The sequence below is a fragment of the Kitasatospora sp. NPDC059803 genome (assembly GCF_042732255.1).
Lineage (GTDB): Bacteria > Actinomycetota > Actinomycetes > Streptomycetales > Streptomycetaceae > Kitasatospora.
Map to the genome: position 1 here is coordinate 1 of NZ_JBHWIJ010000195.1, position 16,290 is coordinate 16,290.

Sequence of the window (16,290 nt, forward strand, 5' to 3'; positions counted from 1 at the left end):
ACGCGCTCACCGGCTCACCCGAGCCCAAGCCCCCCACGGCCGCGCCCCCCGCCGCCGGCGCCCCCGCCACCCCCCGGCCGCAGGCCCCCGCACCCGCACCGCCCGCGCCCGCCGACCCGGCGCCCAGCAGCGCCGCGACCGCCCCAGCACCGTCCGAGCCGAGCCCGAACCCGACTCCGAGCGCGACGCCGGTCACCCGGTCGACGCCTGCCCCGACAGCCGCCCCGGCAGCCGCCCAGACCACGACGAAGGCCGCGTCGCCGGTCACGCCGAGCTCGACGACGCCCAAGCGGACCCCCACGCCGCCGGCCCCGGCCGTCCCCGTCGTGCCGACGCCCAGCGTGCCGCCGCTGCCCACGCCCGAGCCGCCGGTCGTCCCCGTCGTCCCCACGCCCACCGTGCCGCCGCTGCCCACCCCGACGGTCACCCCGCCCTCGCCGCCCGCGCCCGCCGACTTCTGGGCCGACTCACTGCCCGTGGTCAAGCCCGGCAACAACCGGGTGCCGCCGCCCGGCCCCAGCATCCGGCAGAAGGGCAGCGACTGGTTCTGGCAGCACGACAGCGCCTGGATCGGCGGCGAACGCCACGGGCACGCCATCACCGTGCGCGCCCCGGCGACCACCCTGATCGACCTCAACCGCAGCTGCACGTCCTTCGACGCGGTCGCCGGGGTCGACGACGCCACGCTCTCGCCGGGCGGCGTGGTCTTCTCCGTCCAGGGCGGCGACGGCAGCACCCTGTGGCGCTCCTCCCCGCTCGCCGCTGGGGACGACGCGGCACCGGTGCACGTGCCGCTGGCCGGGCAGAAGTCGATCCGGCTGGTGGTCACCCCGGTGCACGGGATCTGGTCGGCGCTCAACGTGGCGGACTGGGCCGAGGCCCGCTTCAGGTGTTCCTGAAACGGGCCTCGGCGGGGGCTGTGCGGGGTGGGGCTGTGCGGGGTCAGATCGCGCAGGAGCCGTCCGCGCAGGCCTCCCCCGCCGGGGCGACCTGCACCGGCGCCGGGCGGGTCTCGCCGATCTCGGCGGCGACCTGCTCCAGCACCTTGCGGAAGGTCTCTTCGTCCTGGCCGCCCTGCACCGCCCACTTGCCCTCGAACACGAAGGTCGGCACGGCGGTGATGCCCAGCTCCCGGGCCTCGGCCAGCTGCGCGCTCACCTCGGTGGCGCCCTCGTCGCCCGCCAGGTAGGCGGTGACCCGCGCCCGGTCCAGGCCGGCCGCCACCGCGACGTCGGTCAGCGCGGCGCGGTCGCCGACGTCGACGCCGTCGGTGAAGTGCGCCTTCAGCAGCTCCTCCTTCAGCCGCCCCTGGACGGCCGCGCCGTACTCGGTCTCGGCGAGGTGCAGGAGGCGGTGGCCCAGGAAGGTGTTGGCGTGCAGCGCGGCGTCGAAGTCGTACGTGATGCCCTCGGCGCGGCCCAGCTCGGCCACCCGCGCGTCCATCGCCACCGACTGCGGGCCGTAGCGCTCGGCCAGCCACGCGCGGTGCGGGCTCGCCGTCGCCGGCGCGTCCGGGACCAGCTGGTACGGCCGGTAGACCACCTCGACGCCCTCCTTGCCGGCGAAGCCCTCCAGGGCCTGCTCGAAGCGGCGCTTACCGATGTAGCACCACGGGCAGGCGATGTCGGACCAGATCTCGACCTTCATGAGGGGACTCCAGGGGTGGGGCGGGGACGGGTGTCGGGATAGGTGAACGATGAACCATCTCGGTACATTCCCGGCACCCCGGTCAGCCTCCCTGGTCAGCGCCCCGAGCCGGGCTGGTCAGCGCACCGGCCCCGCCCCGGGTCAGCCCTCCGCAGGCGCCGGGACCACCAGCACCGGGCAGGCCGCGTGGTGCACCGCCGCCGAACTCACCGAACCCAGCAGCAGCCGCGCGAACCCCCCGTTCCCCCGCGTGCCGAGCACCAGCGTGTGCTGCCGGGTCGAGGCCTCCAGCAGCACCTCGATCACGTTCCCCAGCACCACGTGCAGCGACATCTCCCCCGCGTACGGCCGGGAACGCTGCCCCTGCACGGCCACCACCGCCCGGCGCAGCCCGTCCGCCATGCTCTCCACCAACGTCTCGACGCTCTCCTGCACCAGCTCCGCCATCCCCGGCGGATAGCCGGCCGGCGCCGGGTTCACCACGGCCAGCACGTACAGCGGCAGCCCGAACAGCTCCGCCTCGGTCATCGCCCGGTCCAACGCCCACAGCGACCCGTCCGACCCGTCGCACGCGGCCAGCACCCCCGGCGGGCGCCCCGTCGGCGGCCGCCCCAGCACCGACAGCACGACGGGAACGGACTGCTCCGGGCTCACGCTGGCCACCACGGCTCTCCTCACCGACGGACTCGTTGCCCGCCATCATCACCTGCCCCGGCTCCCGGACCCCGCCGCCCGGCCGGGCGCGGCGGGCGCGGCGCGGGGGCGTGGGGCGCGCGGCGCGCCCGGCCGGGTCAGGAGGGACGGACGGGGCTGAGGGCCGGGGGTTGGGCCAGGGGAAGGCCGGTCCAGCAGGCTCCGTGGCGGCGGGCGCGGATGCGGCGGAGCCAGAGTTCGGTGGAGACCAGGTCGGCGAGGCCCGCCAGGGCGGCCGGGGAGAGGGGGGTGGCGGGGTCGGCGAGGCCGGCGCGGACGGCGGGGAGGTCGATGAGGCCGGCTTCGGCGAGGAGGGGTGCGTCGAAGAGTTCGGCGAGGCCGTCGGCGGCGAGGCGCAGGCCGGCCCGGGCGGGGGCGGTGCGGTCGGGGCGGGGGCCGCGGCCCCAGTCGGGGGGCAGGTCGGTGCGACCGGCGCCGGTGAGGACGGCGTGCAGGAGGGCGTGCCGGGCACCGGGCTGGAGGCGGACGTCGTCGGGGAGCAGGCGGGCGGCGCGGACCACCTGGTTGTCGAGGAACGGCGCGTGCAGCCGCTGGCCGGGCTGTTCGGCGGCGTGGACGAGGGTGCGGTAGGAGCGCGCGTGCCGGTAGAGGGCGTGCCGGGCGCGGTGTGCGCCCGGGCGTTCGTCGGGCGCCGGTCTGCGCGCCGCCAGTCGCAGCCGGAGGGCGACGGAGGAGAGCGCCTCGTCGGACAGCCAGCGGGCGGCCGGGCCGGGGACGCACCAGGCGAGGTCGCCGGCCGAACGGTCGCCCGCCGTGCGGCCGTTGCCCGGAAGATGGCGGGCCGTCAGCTTGGCGGCGGCGTCGTCCAGCGCCTCGGCGTACCGGACCCGGGAGAGCCGGTGGGCGGCCCGGACCACGGTGAGCGGGGTGCGCAGCGCGCCGGCCAGGACGCCGACGACGGCCCGGTCGGCACCGGCCAGCGCGGCGACCGGGGGCAGCAGTTCGCGCGGGCGGCCGGCCCGGATGAGGTCGGCGAGCCGGGCCGGGTGACCGTCGAGGACCTGGCGGGCGCCGTAGCCGGTGAGGTGGTCGGTGCCGCCGACGTCGAAGCGGGCCTCGGCGCGGGCGGCGGCGACGAGTTCGGGCCCGGGCTCGTCGGTGAGCCGGCCGGGCGGTGCGTCGGCGTGCAGTCCGGCGTACGGGAGGGTGTCGGGGCCGGGGTGGAGCACGGTGTGCCGCAGCCGGGGGGTGTCGGGGGCGAGCGCGAGGGTGGTCGGGGGTTCGGTCTCGCCGAGCGTGACGGCGGCCAACTGTTCCGGGGCGGAGGGCTCTTGGGCGGCGACGCGGGTCCAGGAGCCCTTGACCGCGCCGTTCCTGGCCCCGGCGCGGACGGCCGGCAGGCGCTCCGGGCCCGTGCTCGCGGGCACCGGCGGCAGCGGTACGGCGGCGGCGAGCAGGGCGACGGTGGCGGAGGCGGTGCCGTAGGAGAGGTCGACACCGAGCCGGGCGCGGCCGGCCGAACCCGGCACGGTGGCGGGCGCGGTGGTGCGGACCCGGGAGCGGACGGACTCCAGCAGCGCGCGGGTGAGTTCGCGGACGGCGGGCGCCTCGTCGCGCGGCTGCTCCCGGACGGCGGGGTCGTCGTAGGCGGAGAGGTAGGGGTGGCCGCCGCGGATGGCGAGCACGTGGCCGGGGGGCACCCGCTGGACGCCCAGGTACGGGGTGCCGGTGCCGAGCGCCTCGGGCGATTCGGGGCAGGCGAGCCGGGCGGCGAGGTGGCCGGTGTCCAGCGGGGCGCCGACCAGGTCGGCGAGCGGGAGGGCGGCGGTGGCGTACGCGGTGCCGCCGGCCCAGGGGGTGTGGAAGACCGGCTGGGCGCCGGCCAGGTCGGTGAGCAGCAGGGTGGAGCGGGTGCCGGTGCGCAGGACGGCGGTGTAGCTGCCGGGCCAGGCGGTGAGGTGGCGGACGGCGCCGCCGCGGGCGGCGGCGAGGCCGGCGGCGAGTTCCGCGTCGGTGGCGCCGCAGTGGCCGAGGACGGCGAGGCGCAGGGTGGCGGGGGTGTCCTCGACGGGGTCGGGGGCGGTGGGGCCGGTGGTGACCGTGGCGGGGGCGCCGGGGCGGAGGGTGGCGAGGCGGATCTCCTCGGGGCGCCAGTCCCCGACGGCCCAGAGCGGGTTGGGTCCGGTCCACAGGGGGCGCGCGGCGATCGGTGCGACCGTACCGAGTGCCTCGTGCGCCGGTGCGCCCGCCCGGGGCGCGCCCGTGCTCCAGCCCGTCAGCCACCGCATCGCGCCTCCACCGGACGAGGACCTGCACCCGTACGGCGCGTCCGCCGCCGGGCGGCTCCTCGCCGGTCCGCGGTGTGCCGTGACGGCGGCCCCGGGTACCGGCGCGCCGTCAGGAGACATCGTGCCACCGGTTGGCGCTCCCGTGGCCCGTGTTGCCGGTTCCGGTTCCGCCGGTGACCCCGGCGCGGGGTGGTTCCGGCCCCGGCGGCGATCCCGGTGCGGGCAGCGGGTGTTGACGTGTTCGCGTGGTCCGCAGGGCGGGCCGGGCCTTCCCCTCCCCGGCCCGTACCGCCCGCCGCGCCGCCTTTGACATGGGCATCGCGAGATGGCCGAAAGGCGTCGCCCAGCCCGGGAGGGCATCCGCATGCCCTCCCGGACTCAGCCACCACCCGCGGGGATTGAGGCGGCGGCGTCCCCCGGCCCGCCGGGTCCTCGACGGCGGGCCGACCCACGACCACCAGCGAATCGCCGACCAGCCGGTCGAGCCAGGGGGCACGGCCGGGCGCACGTGAACACAGGACCGGAGCACGACGCTCCGGCGCGCGGCACCCCCGGCCCGATCCGAGTGGTCCGGACCAACCCCGGCGAGGAGCCGGCGCCGCACCGCCGGGTGCACGATCCCGCCATCCGGAATGCGGCCTCTTAACCGTCGGAACGCGTCCGACTACTCTAGGTACAGCAGCTACGGCCCGGTGCCGCCCGGGCCCCGCGCACAAGGCCGCAGGAGGTGCCGCCGCCACCATGACCGTCAGCCCACGAGGACCGAACGAACGGCTCGGCACGCTCCTGACCCTCGCCCAGATCAGCAACGCCGGACTGGCCCGCCGGGTCAACGACCTGGGCGCCCAGCGCGGGCTGACCCTGCGGTACGACAAGACCTCGGTGGCCCGCTGGGTCAGCAAGGGCATGGTCCCGCAGGGGCCCGTCCCGCACCTGATCGCCACCGCGATCGGCGGCAAGCTCGGCCGCCCGGTGCCGCTGGAGGAGATCGGCCTCGGCGACACCGACCCGGCCCCCGAACTCGGCCTGGCCTTCCCGCGCGACGTCGCCGAGGCGGTCCGCTCCGCCACCGACCTGTGGCGGGTCGACCTCGACCTGCGCCGCGGCCCCGGCGGCGGCCGCTGGAGCGACAGCCTGGCCGGCACATTCTCGGTCGCCGCCTACGCGACGCCGGTGTCCCGCTGGCTGATCACCCCGGCGGACGGTTCGGTCGCCCGGGAGGCGCCGCGCGCGCCCAGCGAGGCGTCCTCCTACCGGGTCGGCCACTCGGACGCCGCCAAGCTCCGCGAGGCCGCCCAGGAGGCCCGCCGCTGGGACTCCAAGTACGGCGGCGGGGACTGGCGTTCGTCGATGGTGCCGGAGTGCCTGCGGGTGGAGGCGGCCCCGCTGCTGCTGGCCTCGTACAGCGACACCGTCGGCCGGGCGCTGTTCGGCGCGACCGCCGAACTGACCAGGCTGGCCGGGTGGATGGCCTTCGACACCGGGCAGCACGAGGCCGCCCAGCGCTACTACATCCAGGCCCTGCGGCTCGCCCGGGCCGCCGCCGACGTGCCGCTCGGCGGCTACGTGCTCGCCTCGATGAGCCTCCAGGCCGGCTACCGGGGCTTCGCCGAGGAGGCGGTGGACCTCGCCCAGGCCGCCCTGGAGCGCAACCGGGGCCTGGCCACCGCCCGGACGATGAGCTTCTTCCACCTGGTGGAGGCCCGGGCCCAGGCCAAGGCCCGCAACGCGGCGGCGTGCGCGACGGCACTCGGCGCGGCGGAGAGCGCACTCGAACGGGCCCGCGCCGGGGATCCCGATCCGGCGTGGATCGACTTCTACGCCTACGACCGGCTCGCCGCCGACGCCGCCGAGTGCTTCCGCGACCTCGGAGTGCCCTCCAAGGTCCGCCAGTTCACCCGCGAGGCACTGGCCAAGCCCACCGAGGGCTTCGTCCGCTCGCACGGCCTGCGCCTGGTGGTCTCGGCGATGGCCGAGGCCGAGGCCGGCAACCTGGACGCCGCAGTCGCCGCCGGCGAGCGCGCCGTCGAGGTGGCCGGCCGGATCTCCTCCCAGCGCAGCCGGGAGTACGTGGTGGAGATGCTGCGCCGCCTGGAGCCCTTCCAGGGCGAGCGCCGCGTCCGGGAGCTGACCGAACGGGCCCGCGCGGTCCTGGTCGCCCCGGCGTGACCGGGGGCGAGCCCGGCGGTCGTTGAGGTGCACCGGCAAGAGGGGCCCCGGGCACCCAGGCCCGACACCGCCGGCCGGCGCCACCGCCCGCCCCTCGGCGCCCTCGACCGGCCCCGCCCGGCGTGGCAGCATCGGCGGCGGGGGGAGCCGGGCGGACTGCGAGGAGCGGGCGGTGGCGTACGACTTCGACGTGCTGGTGGTGGGCGGCGGGATCGTCGGCCTCGCCACCGCGTACGCGCTGACCCGGGCCCGGCCGGGGCTGCGGCTCGCGGTGCTGGAGAAGGAGCCCGGCTTCGCCGCCCACCAGACCGGCCGCAACAGCGGGGTGATCCACAGCGGCGTCTACTACCGGCCGGGCTCGTACAAGGCCCGGTACGCGGTGGCGGGCGCCGCCGAGCTGGTGGCGTTCTGCCGCGAGCAGGGTGTCCCGTACGAGGTCACCGGCAAGCTGATCGTGGCCACGGGCCCGGAGGAGCTGCCCCGGCTGGCGGCGCTGGCCGAGCGCGGGCGGGCGAACGGCATCCCCGTCACCGAGGTGGACCGGGCCGGGATCGCCCGGTACGAGCCGCAGGTCACCGGGGTGGCGGGGCTGCACGTCGGTACGACCGGCGTCTGCGACTTCCCGGCCGTCGCCACCGCCTACGCCCGGCTGGCCCGGGAGGCGGGTGCGGAGCTCCGACTCGGCTGCGAGCTGCGGGCGGCGGCCCGGCGGGCGGACGGCGTGACGGTGCAGACCTCCACCGGGGAACTGCGCTGCCAGGTGCTGGTGAACTGCGCCGGGCTGCACAGCGACCGGATCGCCCGGCTGGCCGGGGACGAGCCCGGGGTGCGGATCGTGCCGTTCCGCGGCGAGTACTACGAACTGGCCGAAGGGCGACGGGACTTGGTGCGCGGCCTGGTCTACCCGGTGCCCGACCCGGCCTTCCCGTTCCTCGGCGTGCACCTCACCCGGGGCGTCCACGGGGACGTGCACGTCGGCCCGAACGCGGTGCCCGCGCTGGCCCGTGAGGGCTACGACTGGCGCACCGTGCGCCCGCGCGACCTGGCCGGGACGCTGGCCTTCCCCGGCACCTGGCGGATCGCCCGGCGGCACTGGCGCCAGGAGGTGGGCGAGTTGCACCGCTCGCTGTCGAAGCGGGCGTTCACCGCCGCCGTGCGGCGGCTGCTGCCCGCCGTCGCCCCCGAGGACCTGGTGCCGGCCGGCGCCGGGGTCCGGGCCCAGGCCGTGGCCCGGGACGGCTCGCTGCTGGACGACTTCGCCTTCGCCGGTTTCGACCCGGCCGACCCGCGCTCCCCGCGCCGCGCGGTGCACGTGCTGAACGCCCCCTCCCCCGCCGCCACGGCCTCGCTGCCGATCGGCCGCGAGGTGGCCCGCCGGGCGCTGGCGGCGCTGGAGGCCGGCGGATGAGCCCGGTCACAGCACCTTCGGGAGGGGCCCGGGGGCCCCGTAGACTCGGGGAATTGTGACTGCCACCGCCCCCATCCCCCAGCCCTCGCCGTCCGCCCGGTTGTCCGCCGCACCGGCCGGCTACCCCGCGCCGATGTACCCGCACAAGGCCACCGACGCCCAGCACCGCGAGCGGCGCATCCGCAGCTTCCAGCCGCGCCGGGGCCGGATGACCAACGCCCAGGCGGGCGCCCTGGACCGGGGCTGGGAGGCCTACGGCATACCGATCGACGGCAGCCCGCTCGACCTGCGGGAGCTGTTCGGCGAGCTGCCGGTCACCCTGGAGATCGGCTTCGGCATGGGCGAGACCACGGCCACCATGGCCGCCGCCGACCCGGCCATGGGCATCCTCGCCGCCGACGTCCACACCCCCGGCCACGGCAACCTGCTCGGCCTGCTGGAGCGCGACGGCTCGCGGAACGTGCGGCCGGCCGCCGGCGACGCCGTGATCCTGCTGCGCGACATGCTGCCGGACGCCTCGCTGGCCGGCCTGCGGGTCTACTTCGCCGACCCGTGGCCCAAGCCCAAGCACCACAAGCGCCGGCTGGTCCAGCCGTCCTTCCTGGAGCTCGTGCTGCCCCGGCTCGCCCCCGGCGCCCTGGTGCACTGCGCGACCGACTGGGAGCCGTACGCGGAGCAGATGCTGGCCGTGCTGTCCGCCTCGCCGGAGCTGGAGAACCTGCACCCCGAGGGTGACGGCAGCGGCTGGCTGGAGCCCGCGGACCACCCGGACGGCAGCATCCCCGGCTACGCGCCGCGGCCGGACTGGCGCCCGGTCACCAAGTTCGAACGGGCCGGACTGGCCAAGGGGCACGTCGTCCACGACCTGCTGTTCCGCCGCCGCTGAGCCGCCGTCGGCCGTTCGAACAGGCCACCACGCGCTGACCGGGGGGCCGTTCCCCGGACGGACGGTTCGTCCCGAGTCCTCCCGACGGGCGGGTGCGGTGGCCTACCCTGTGCCGCATGGGCAGCCCGGCCGGCGGCGGGTCCCGGGCCACCGTCCAGGCCGCCGCCGACGCACCGGAGACGGTCCCGCGCACCGGCGACACCCGGACCATCCCGGGGCCCCGGAGGCGCCGGGCCCACCGCCTCGTGCCCCGGGCCGGCGCCGCTTCACCGCCACCGCCACCGGCCGGAGCCGCCGCACCGCCCCGGCGCGGCCGCTCGGTGGCGGTCTCCTCCGTCACCGCCACCGCCGTACTGACCCTGGCCGGCTGCGGGGTGCTGATCCTGCACCTGGTCCAGCGCCAGACCGGCACCGTCGGCCTGCTGGTCGGCGTCGGCCTGGCGATGGTGCCGCTGCCGTTCGTGCTCGGCGCCCTGGCCTGGCTCAACCTGACCGCCCGGGTGCCGCTGCGGCACACCGTGTTCTGCCTCGGCTGGGGCGCCTGCGCGGCCACCACCGTCGCCATCGTGGCCAACAACTGGACCGCCAACTACCTGACCTCGCACCAGGGCCCGCTCGGCGAACTGCTGGGCGCCGGCATCGCCACCCCGCTGATCGAGGAGACCGCCAAGGCCACCGCCCTGCTGGTGCTGCTGCTGCCGCTCGGCCAGCGGCTGCGCTGCCACGGCCGCCGCACCGGCCGCCCCTGCGCTCCGCTGCTGCACCGGCTGCCGGCCCCCCGGCTCCCCCGGACGTACGCCCGCCGCCCGGCCGTTCCGCACGCCCGGGGCCGGCTGCGGCTGCGCCCCTACCTGCGCCCGCTGCCGTACCTGCGCCCGGCCCCGCCCTCCGGCGGCGGCCCGCACCGCCGCTCCCGGCCCCGCACCCTGGCGGCCGGGGTGGTGCTCGGCGGGATGACCGCCTGCGGCTTCGCCTTCACCGAGAACGCCCTCTACCTGGGCCGGGCGTTCACCACCGACCAGCGGCAGCGGCTGGACAGCATCGGCCTCGGCGATCCGCCCAGCCTGCGCGACTTCGACGGCACCGTGCAGACCTTCGTGCTGCGCGCCCTGCTCTCCCCCTTCGCGCACCCGCTGTTCACCGCGCTCACCGGGATCGGCCTGGCCGTCGCCCTGACCACCGGTCGGCGCTGGCTGGCCCGGCTGGCCGCGCCGACCGGGCTGCTGCTCGCGATGGCGCTGCACGGCACCTGGAACGCCGCCGCCGACCTCGGCACGGACGGCTTCCTGGTGGTGTACGGGGCGCTGATGGTGCCCTGCTTCGCCGCGCTGGTCTGCTTCGCGGCCTGGGCCAGGTCCCGGGCTGCCCGGCACGCCGCCCGGCGCGACAGGCGCTCCGCCAGGGTGGTCTGAAGAACCGATTTCCCATCTCGGCGACTTCCCCGTATTGTTGTGTTTACCGACGCGGGGTGGAGCAGCTCGGTAGCTCGCTGGGCTCATAACCCAGAGGTCGCAGGTTCAAATCCTGTCCCCGCTACTCAGTAGCAACGAAAGGCCCGGAGGATTCGTCCTCCGGGCCTTTCGCGTTCCCCGGCACGGCGAAGGAACGTTCTGCCGCGAAGCCGCAACAGGACCTGGGCCCCCGTCAGCGGAGACCTCCCGAACGACGGCAGCCCGAACGACGGCGGCCCGGCCGTCGGCTGCCGGGCGGGCCACCGATAAATCCGTTGCCCTCCGGCCGGTGGGCTGCCTATCGTGGCGGCACACTGAAGGGAGGTGATCCTGAATTGAGTTCCATCAGGATGCGTGAGGTGGCTGCTCGCTAGAGCCGCCCCTGCCTGCGCGGGGTGAGGCCTGAGGCCTCCGGCAGGCGAAATCCATAGCAGTCACCCGGCCCGCAGGCCCACCGGAACATCCCCGGTGCCTCGGCGCCAGGCCAGTGCACGGGCCGGCGCGGAGGAGCAGCCTGCGGGCTGTCTGCGTTCTCCGCCGCCCTCCGGCGTCTTCCGCCGCTCTTGGTCGTCACCCGCGCCCTGTCCGGGGCGCCCCCGGGTCGTTCCCGCGGTGGGGCCGCGGCGCTAGAGTCGGCGCGGGTTCCGGAGCGGAGCGGCGCGGGCACAGGGGGTAGGCGATGGCGAAGGCGCGGCGGCGGAGCGGCACGACGGCCCTGCGGACGGCACGGTGGGCCGCGCCCGGGGCGCTGGCCGGGACGGGCCTGCTCGGGCTGCTGCTCTTCTCGCTCGGCCGGGAGCAGGCCTGGCAGGCTTTCGGCGGCGGGCTGGTGGTGGCCGGGGCCTCGACGGTGCTCGGCGGCGCGCTGGGCTTCCTGTTCGGAGTGCCCCGGGTGCGCAGCGGCAGCGGCGAACCGCAGGGCTCGTACGCCCCGAACACCAACCTGGAGCAGGTGTCCGACTGGCTGACCAAGGTGCTGCTGGGCGTCGGGCTGACCCAGCTCGGCTCGCTCGGCGAGCGGCTGCACCAGCTCGGCACCGCACTGGCCCCCGCGCTGGGCGGGGAGGACGCCGCGGTGCCGTTCGCGGCGGCACTGGTGCTGTACTTCGTGGTCTTCGGCTTCCTGGCCGGCTGGCTGGTGACCAGGCTCGCGCTGCCGCAGGTGCTGACCGACGCCGACCAGGCCCTGGACCTCTTCCTCGCCGGGCAGGACCGCGACCGGCGGGGCGACAAGGTGGGCGCCGACGACCTGCGGGTCCGGGCGATGCAGCAGCTCGGGCTGCTGGGGGGCAGCGCGGAGCAGTCGGCCGCGCTGGCCGCGCAGTTGCCGCCCGCCTCCTCGCCCTCGTCCGGGCCGGAGGGCGTGGTGGCCGAGGTCCGCTCGACCGCGCGCCGCTCGGCGCTGACCGCCGACCAGGTGCGGGCGCTGTACGCGGACGGCTCCGAGGGCCGCCGGATCCAGGCGCTCGCGCTGATGCAGGGCGACCCGTCGCTGGCCGACCTGCCGAGCCTGCTGGACGCGATCGAGCGCCCGCGCTCCGGCTTCGAGCAGTACCACGCGCTGCTGGCCGCCCGGGGGCTGCTCTCCCGGCTGCCCGGCGCCGAGGCGCAGCGGCTGCGGGACGCGGTGGCCGGGCAGCTGGTGCTGCCGGAGGGGATCCCGTACGGGTCGGACCGCAGCTGGCTGGCGGAGAAGATCCTGTCCCGGCTGGAGGCGACGGCCTTCGTCCCGACGCAGCCGGCCCCACCCACCGAACCTGCCCAACCGGGACAGCCGGCCCCACCCGCTCAGCCCGTCCAGCCCGCTCAGCCCGTCCAGCCCGTCCAGTCGGCTCCGTCCGCGGGCGACCACAGCTAGCTGCTGAACTCCTTGACGGTGAAGCGCAGTTCGGGCTGCTCCCAGGGCGTCTTGACCTGCGGCGGGCGGGTGCCCGTGCGCTCGGCGCCCATCTGGAGGTAGAAGCCCTCGGCGGGCGGGTGGGACACCACCTTGACCGAGGCGATCCCGGCCGCCCGGGCGCGCTCCAGCATGTCCGCGATCAGCTTCCGCCCGATGCCGAGCCCCTGGGCCTCGTCGGCGACGAACATGAGGTCCAGTTCGGCCGGTTCGCGGATCAGGCCGTAGAAGCCGAGCAGTCGGTCGGTGGTCGGGTCCGAGGCCAGGAACACCTCGTGCCGGGCGACGTACTCGGGGGTGACCCGGTAGCCGTCGATCATCGCCGCGTAGTCGCCGCGGTAGGCGGTGGAGGCCTGGATCAGCTCGGTGAGCCGGTCGGCGTCGGCCGCCCCGGCGCGCCTGATGGTCGTCTCGCTCATGCGGGCGAGTATAGGGGTGCTGACCATGAGAGACCATTACTTTTCGGCGGCGGACCGGCGGCGGTGGTCGGCGGACCGCAGGACCAGGACGCGGCGGGTGCGGCCGTCCGCGGCGCGGGGGAAGCGGCGGATCTCGCTGGCGACGCGGCGCTCGCCGAGCGCGTACCGCAGCGGGTCGAGGTGGGCGCAGCGGAGGCCGTGGCCGTCGTGCAGCGGCTGGACGCGGACCTCGCCGTCCGGGGAGGTCACCCGGACGAGTTCCACCAGGGCGGCCAACTGCCTCTCGGGGCCGAACAGTTCGGGGTAGGCGAAGAGCAGGTAGCCGCTCAGGGTGAGCGCGAAGGCGCCGTCCGCGAACGGCAGTCGGGGCAGCGCGGCGGCCACGTACTGCTGCGGGTGCGCGGCCGAGTCGGCGGCGAACAGGCGGCGGGCGCGGTCCCAGCTGCGCAGGTAGCGGTCCGGCCGGCAGGAGCGCGGCGACGGGTACAGGTGCGGGCGGGCGGCCATCGCGGTGGCCATCGACGCCCGGGCCGCCAGCGCGTGGGCCGCGACCTCGGGTGCGGGGAGCGCGTACGCCGGGTCGGCGGCGATCACCCGGCAGCCGAGCCGGCGCGCCTCGGCGGCCAGGCCGGCCGCGCCGCCCGGGCAGTCCAGCACCGGGCCCGGCAGCGCGGCGAGTTGGGCCCGGGTGAGGTCGAACAGGTCGCAGTACTCGTCCAGCGGGCGGGAGGTGACCAGGATGTCCCGGCCCAGGGCGCCCGGGTCGGCGGGGGTGTGTGCGGCGGCCACCCGGCCATCCGAACACGGGCCGGCCCCGCCCGCATCCGGAGCACGTCCGGGGCGCGGGCGGGGCCGGTGAGGCGGGCGGGACCGGGGAAGCGAGTGGGACCGGGCAGGCCCGCGGGGTTCAGCGGCCGAGCAGGCCCTGGGCGGCGGCCCGGTTCACGTTGGTCAGGCCGCGGACCAGCTGCGCGGTGAGGATGATGAGCAGCACCCCGACCAGCGAGAAGCCGGCGATCTGCCAGGCCCCCTCGACGTAGTAGACGTGCTGGACGTTGTCGCTGTCGTAGAAGTCGAAGAGCCGGTACCCGCGCCACGGGGTGAAGGCCGGGAAGACCCACTGGTAGAGCGGGTACAGCGCCATCGCCCAGCCGAGCAGCAGGAACACCAGCGACAGGGCGAAGCTGAGGACCGCCCACGGGAACATCACCACCTGGTAGAACGCGGCCTTCCACCCGGACGGGTCCGCCAGCCGCGCGGTGATCGCCCCCCAGGTGCCCGGGCGGGTCTGGCGCACCGGCGCCGGGGCGGGCACGTCCAGGGCCAGCATGCCGCGCACCCGGGCCCGCTCCATCCGGCCCATGCCGCGGGCGACGGTGGTCAGGAGGGCGAGCACGGGCAGGCCGAGGACGGTGACGAAGGTGCCGACCCCCATGCAGAACAGGATGATCGAGACGGAGAAGCCGATGACCGACAGCGGCAGGCCGGTGAGCGTGTAGCCGATCTCGCGGTAGTAGTGCTTGGAGAACGGCGCCCGCCAGACGGCCGGCGGCTCCTCGGTCCGGTGGGCCCGAGCGGGACGCGGGTCGTCGCCGTAACCACCGAGGACGTCCCACTCGCGGTCCTGCGTGCTTCGGCTGATGCTCATGTCCCGGCCCCGGTCCCTCGTTCTCGGCTGCTGATGGCATCAGTCTGGTCGAACGGCGGGCCGGGGAGGATCCGGAGGCCTGGCGGATCGGGGGTGGGGTTAACCCCCCGGGCCTGACCCGGCAGGCCTGCCCCGGGTCCGTGCCGAATGTCCGCGCCGGACGTCCACTCCGGATGTCCGCGCCGAAAGGTCAGCCGGCCGCGCCGGTCCACTCGTCGGCGAGCAGCGAGTACAGGTACGAGTCGGACCAGGCGCCGCCCTTGTACAGGTCGTGCCGGACCCGCCCCTCCAGCTGGAACCCGAGCCGGAGGAGCACCTTGGCGGAGGCGGCGTTGTCCACGTCGACCCGGGCCGCCAGCCGGTGCACGCCGAGGGCCTCGAAGGAGAGCTCGCAGAGCAGGCCGGCGATCTCGCCCGCGTAGCCGCGGCCCCAGACGTCGCGGCCCAGCACGTAGCCGAGGTGGGCGGAGCGGTGCTTGCCGAGGGTGAGGGAGGCGTGGGCGATCGGCGTGGCGTCCACCGGGTCCTCGGCGTCGTCGCGCCGGGTGACGGCCAGCCGGTAGGTGTCCCGCTCCGGCGCCATCGCCTCCTCCAGGTAGAGCTCGATCTGGTCGGCGCAGGTTTCGCGGTCGCGCGGCTCGAAGGGGAGGTAGCGGGTGACCTCCGGGTCGCCGAACAGCCCGTGCAGCGCGTCCACGTCGCCGGGGGTGTGGTGATACTCGCGGATGGCCAGCCGGGGGCCGGTGAGTCGTACGGGGACCATGGCAGCCGACCCTACTCCCGGCCAGCGGTTACCGTTCGAGCTATGAACGACGAAGACCTGCGGCTCGCCCCGCGCACCAGGGCCGCCGACCTGCTCGCCTGGGCGGCGGAAGAGGACCGCACCCCGGTGGCCGAAGCGCCGCTGCGCGCGGTGCTGGCCCTGCTGGAGCTGGGCGAGGGCAGGATGCACGACGGCTGGCCCGAACTGACCTCGAACGCGGTGGAGCACCTGCTGTACGAGCGGCTCTACCTGTACGTCCAACCCGAACCGGAGGCGGACCCGTTCGCGTACGGCGCCGCCGTCCGGCTGCTGACCGACCACCAGCGGGCCGCCAAGCGGCTCAACGCCAAGCGCCAGGAGCGGCTGCACGCCGAGGCCGAGTGGCAGGGCGAGGTCGCGGCCGGGCTGCTGCGCCGCGCCGACCTGGTGACCTGGCCCCGGCTGTACGCGCTGCTGCTGCACGCGTACGGGGCGGACGTCACGGATCCGGAGGCGGTGCGGGAGTGGCTGACCGGCTTCCGGGAGCTGGCGCAGGAGGAGCGGCTGGCCAGGTTCGCCGCACTGGCGCAGACCGGCTGGCTGGACGAGGTGGACGAGCAGGGCTGGAGCCCGACCCGGGTGATCTCGGTCGGCATGGCCACCGACGGCGCGCGTCGGCTGCTGGAGCAGGGCCTGATGCGGCGCAGCTACCGCAACCTGACCGAGCTGACCGCGCTGGGGCGGCCGATGCCGGACGAACTGGCCGGGGACTTCGGGGCGTTCGAGGAGGCGGCGGTGGAGGCCGCGCTCGACCTGTACGGGGAGTGGACGGTGCCCGGGCTGCCGCGACTGCTGGTGGAGGAGTTCCCGGACCTCGCGCCGGAGCCGGGGCAGGAGGAGATCGACGCGTATCTGGCGGGGCTGGCGCAGGAGGAGTTCGACGCCCGCCTGGAGGAGCTGGCGGGGCCGGCGCAGGAAGAGTCCGACGCGCACCCGACGGGGCCGGCCGACCCGGCGGACCCGGCGCAGGAGTGACGCGGCGAATACCCGCGGGGCGGGGGGCGCTGGGTGGGGGGGGGGC

General features: G+C 76.3%; 14 protein-coding genes and 1 tRNA gene. 8 read left to right on the top strand and 7 right to left on the bottom strand.

Translation table 11 applies throughout. The features are described 5' to 3' along the window. On the top strand, positions 1-899 hold an 899-nt coding region (locus tag ACFV6I_RS26620; RefSeq protein ID WP_380428061.1), incomplete at its 5' end, for an NPCBM/NEW2 domain-containing protein. Between the two features lie 43 nt (positions 900-942). On the opposite strand, the gene ACFV6I_RS26625 is transcribed toward ACFV6I_RS26620, so the two are convergent. From ACFV6I_RS26625 to ACFV6I_RS26635, 3 genes are all read right to left on the bottom strand, one after another. Continuing rightward, positions 943-1,647, bottom strand: a complete 705-nt coding sequence (locus ACFV6I_RS26625) for a DsbA family oxidoreductase (protein WP_079135703.1) — start codon at positions 1,645-1,647, stop codon at positions 943-945. A gap of 141 nt (positions 1,648-1,788) precedes the next feature. Continuing rightward, complete coding sequence (locus ACFV6I_RS26630; RefSeq protein WP_159398461.1) at positions 1,789-2,310, bottom strand: universal stress protein; 522 nt, start codon at positions 2,308-2,310, stop codon at positions 1,789-1,791. A 128-nt stretch (positions 2,311-2,438) separates the two neighbouring features. Continuing rightward, positions 2,439-4,589: an asparagine synthase-related protein gene (locus ACFV6I_RS26635; protein WP_063348293.1), complete on the bottom strand. Its 2,151-nt coding sequence runs from the start codon at positions 4,587-4,589 to the stop codon at positions 2,439-2,441. Positions 4,590-5,330: 741 nt separating this feature from the next. Between ACFV6I_RS26635 and ACFV6I_RS26640 the strand changes: the two genes are divergently transcribed. The 6 genes from ACFV6I_RS26640 (at position 5,331) to ACFV6I_RS26665 (ending at position 12,361) form a co-directional block, all read left to right on the top strand. Beyond that, the gene (locus ACFV6I_RS26640) at positions 5,331-6,758 is read left to right on the top strand and encodes a hypothetical protein (protein WP_063348294.1); all 1,428 of its coding nucleotides are present in this window, start codon (positions 5,331-5,333) and stop codon (positions 6,756-6,758) included. Positions 6,759-6,930: 172 nt separating this feature from the next. Next, on the top strand, positions 6,931-8,166 hold the full coding sequence (lhgO, locus tag ACFV6I_RS26645; protein WP_380335521.1) for an L-2-hydroxyglutarate oxidase: 1,236 nt from the start codon (positions 6,931-6,933) through the stop codon (positions 8,164-8,166). A gap of 55 nt (positions 8,167-8,221) precedes the next feature. Beyond that, complete coding sequence (gene trmB, locus ACFV6I_RS26650) at positions 8,222-9,052, top strand: tRNA (guanosine(46)-N7)-methyltransferase TrmB (RefSeq protein ID WP_208869083.1); 831 nt, start codon at positions 8,222-8,224, stop codon at positions 9,050-9,052. A gap of 116 nt (positions 9,053-9,168) precedes the next feature. Further along, positions 9,169-10,464, top strand: a complete 1,296-nt coding sequence (locus ACFV6I_RS26655; protein ID WP_380428063.1) for a PrsW family intramembrane metalloprotease — start codon at positions 9,169-9,171, stop codon at positions 10,462-10,464. Positions 10,465-10,514: 50 nt separating this feature from the next. After that, positions 10,515-10,588 (top strand) — tRNA-Met (locus ACFV6I_RS26660). A gap of 594 nt (positions 10,589-11,182) precedes the next feature. Further along, entirely contained in the window at positions 11,183-12,361 is a 1,179-nt protein-coding gene (locus ACFV6I_RS26665) for a hypothetical protein (protein ID WP_380428065.1), read from the top strand. On the opposite strand, the gene ACFV6I_RS26670 is transcribed toward ACFV6I_RS26665, so the two are convergent. The 4 genes from ACFV6I_RS26670 to ACFV6I_RS26685 form a co-directional block, all read right to left on the bottom strand. Beyond that, positions 12,358-12,819, bottom strand: a complete 462-nt coding sequence (locus ACFV6I_RS26670; protein ID WP_363376805.1) for a GNAT family N-acetyltransferase — start codon at positions 12,817-12,819, stop codon at positions 12,358-12,360. The two genes, ACFV6I_RS26665 and ACFV6I_RS26670, sit on opposite strands and share 4 nt — an antisense overlap. 36 nt (positions 12,820-12,855) lie before the next feature. Continuing rightward, positions 12,856-13,608 (bottom strand): hypothetical protein, encoded by a 753-nt coding sequence (locus ACFV6I_RS26675; protein WP_380335512.1) that lies wholly within the window; start codon positions 13,606-13,608, stop codon positions 12,856-12,858. A 118-nt stretch (positions 13,609-13,726) separates the two neighbouring features. Then, entirely contained in the window at positions 13,727-14,467 is a 741-nt protein-coding gene (locus tag ACFV6I_RS26680) for a sensor domain-containing protein (protein ID WP_380428067.1), read from the bottom strand. 190 nt (positions 14,468-14,657) lie between these two features. Then, the gene (locus ACFV6I_RS26685) at positions 14,658-15,230 is read right to left on the bottom strand and encodes a GNAT family N-acetyltransferase (RefSeq protein ID WP_380428069.1); all 573 of its coding nucleotides are present in this window, start codon (positions 15,228-15,230) and stop codon (positions 14,658-14,660) included. 42 nt (positions 15,231-15,272) lie between these two features. Here ACFV6I_RS26685 and ACFV6I_RS26690 point away from each other — a divergent pair, with 42 nt between their 5' ends. Continuing rightward, positions 15,273-16,244 (top strand): hypothetical protein, encoded by a 972-nt coding sequence (locus ACFV6I_RS26690; RefSeq protein ID WP_380428071.1) that lies wholly within the window; start codon positions 15,273-15,275, stop codon positions 16,242-16,244. Positions 16,245-16,290: the final 46 nt, after the last annotated feature.

Excerpts from the sequence above, each read along its gene's own strand:
- ACFV6I_RS26625 (WP_079135703.1), bottom strand. The coding sequence starts at position 1,647 with ATGAAGGTCGAGATCTGGTCCGACATCGCCTGCCCGTGGTGCTACATC.
- ACFV6I_RS26635 (WP_063348293.1), bottom strand. The coding sequence starts at position 4,589 with ATGCGGTGGCTGACGGGCTGGAGCACGGGCGCGCCCCGGGCGGGCGCA.
- ACFV6I_RS26640 (WP_063348294.1), top strand. The coding sequence starts at position 5,331 with ATGACCGTCAGCCCACGAGGACCGAACGAACGGCTCGGCACGCTCCTG.
- ACFV6I_RS26655 (WP_380428063.1), top strand. The coding sequence starts at position 9,169 with ATGGGCAGCCCGGCCGGCGGCGGGTCCCGGGCCACCGTCCAGGCCGCC.
- ACFV6I_RS26665 (WP_380428065.1), top strand. The coding sequence starts at position 11,183 with ATGGCGAAGGCGCGGCGGCGGAGCGGCACGACGGCCCTGCGGACGGCA.
- ACFV6I_RS26670 (WP_363376805.1), bottom strand. The coding sequence starts at position 12,819 with ATGAGCGAGACGACCATCAGGCGCGCCGGGGCGGCCGACGCCGACCGG.
- ACFV6I_RS26680 (WP_380428067.1), bottom strand. The coding sequence starts at position 14,467 with ATGAGCATCAGCCGAAGCACGCAGGACCGCGAGTGGGACGTCCTCGGT.
- ACFV6I_RS26685 (WP_380428069.1), bottom strand. The coding sequence starts at position 15,230 with ATGGTCCCCGTACGACTCACCGGCCCCCGGCTGGCCATCCGCGAGTAT.
- ACFV6I_RS26690 (WP_380428071.1), top strand. The coding sequence starts at position 15,273 with ATGAACGACGAAGACCTGCGGCTCGCCCCGCGCACCAGGGCCGCCGAC.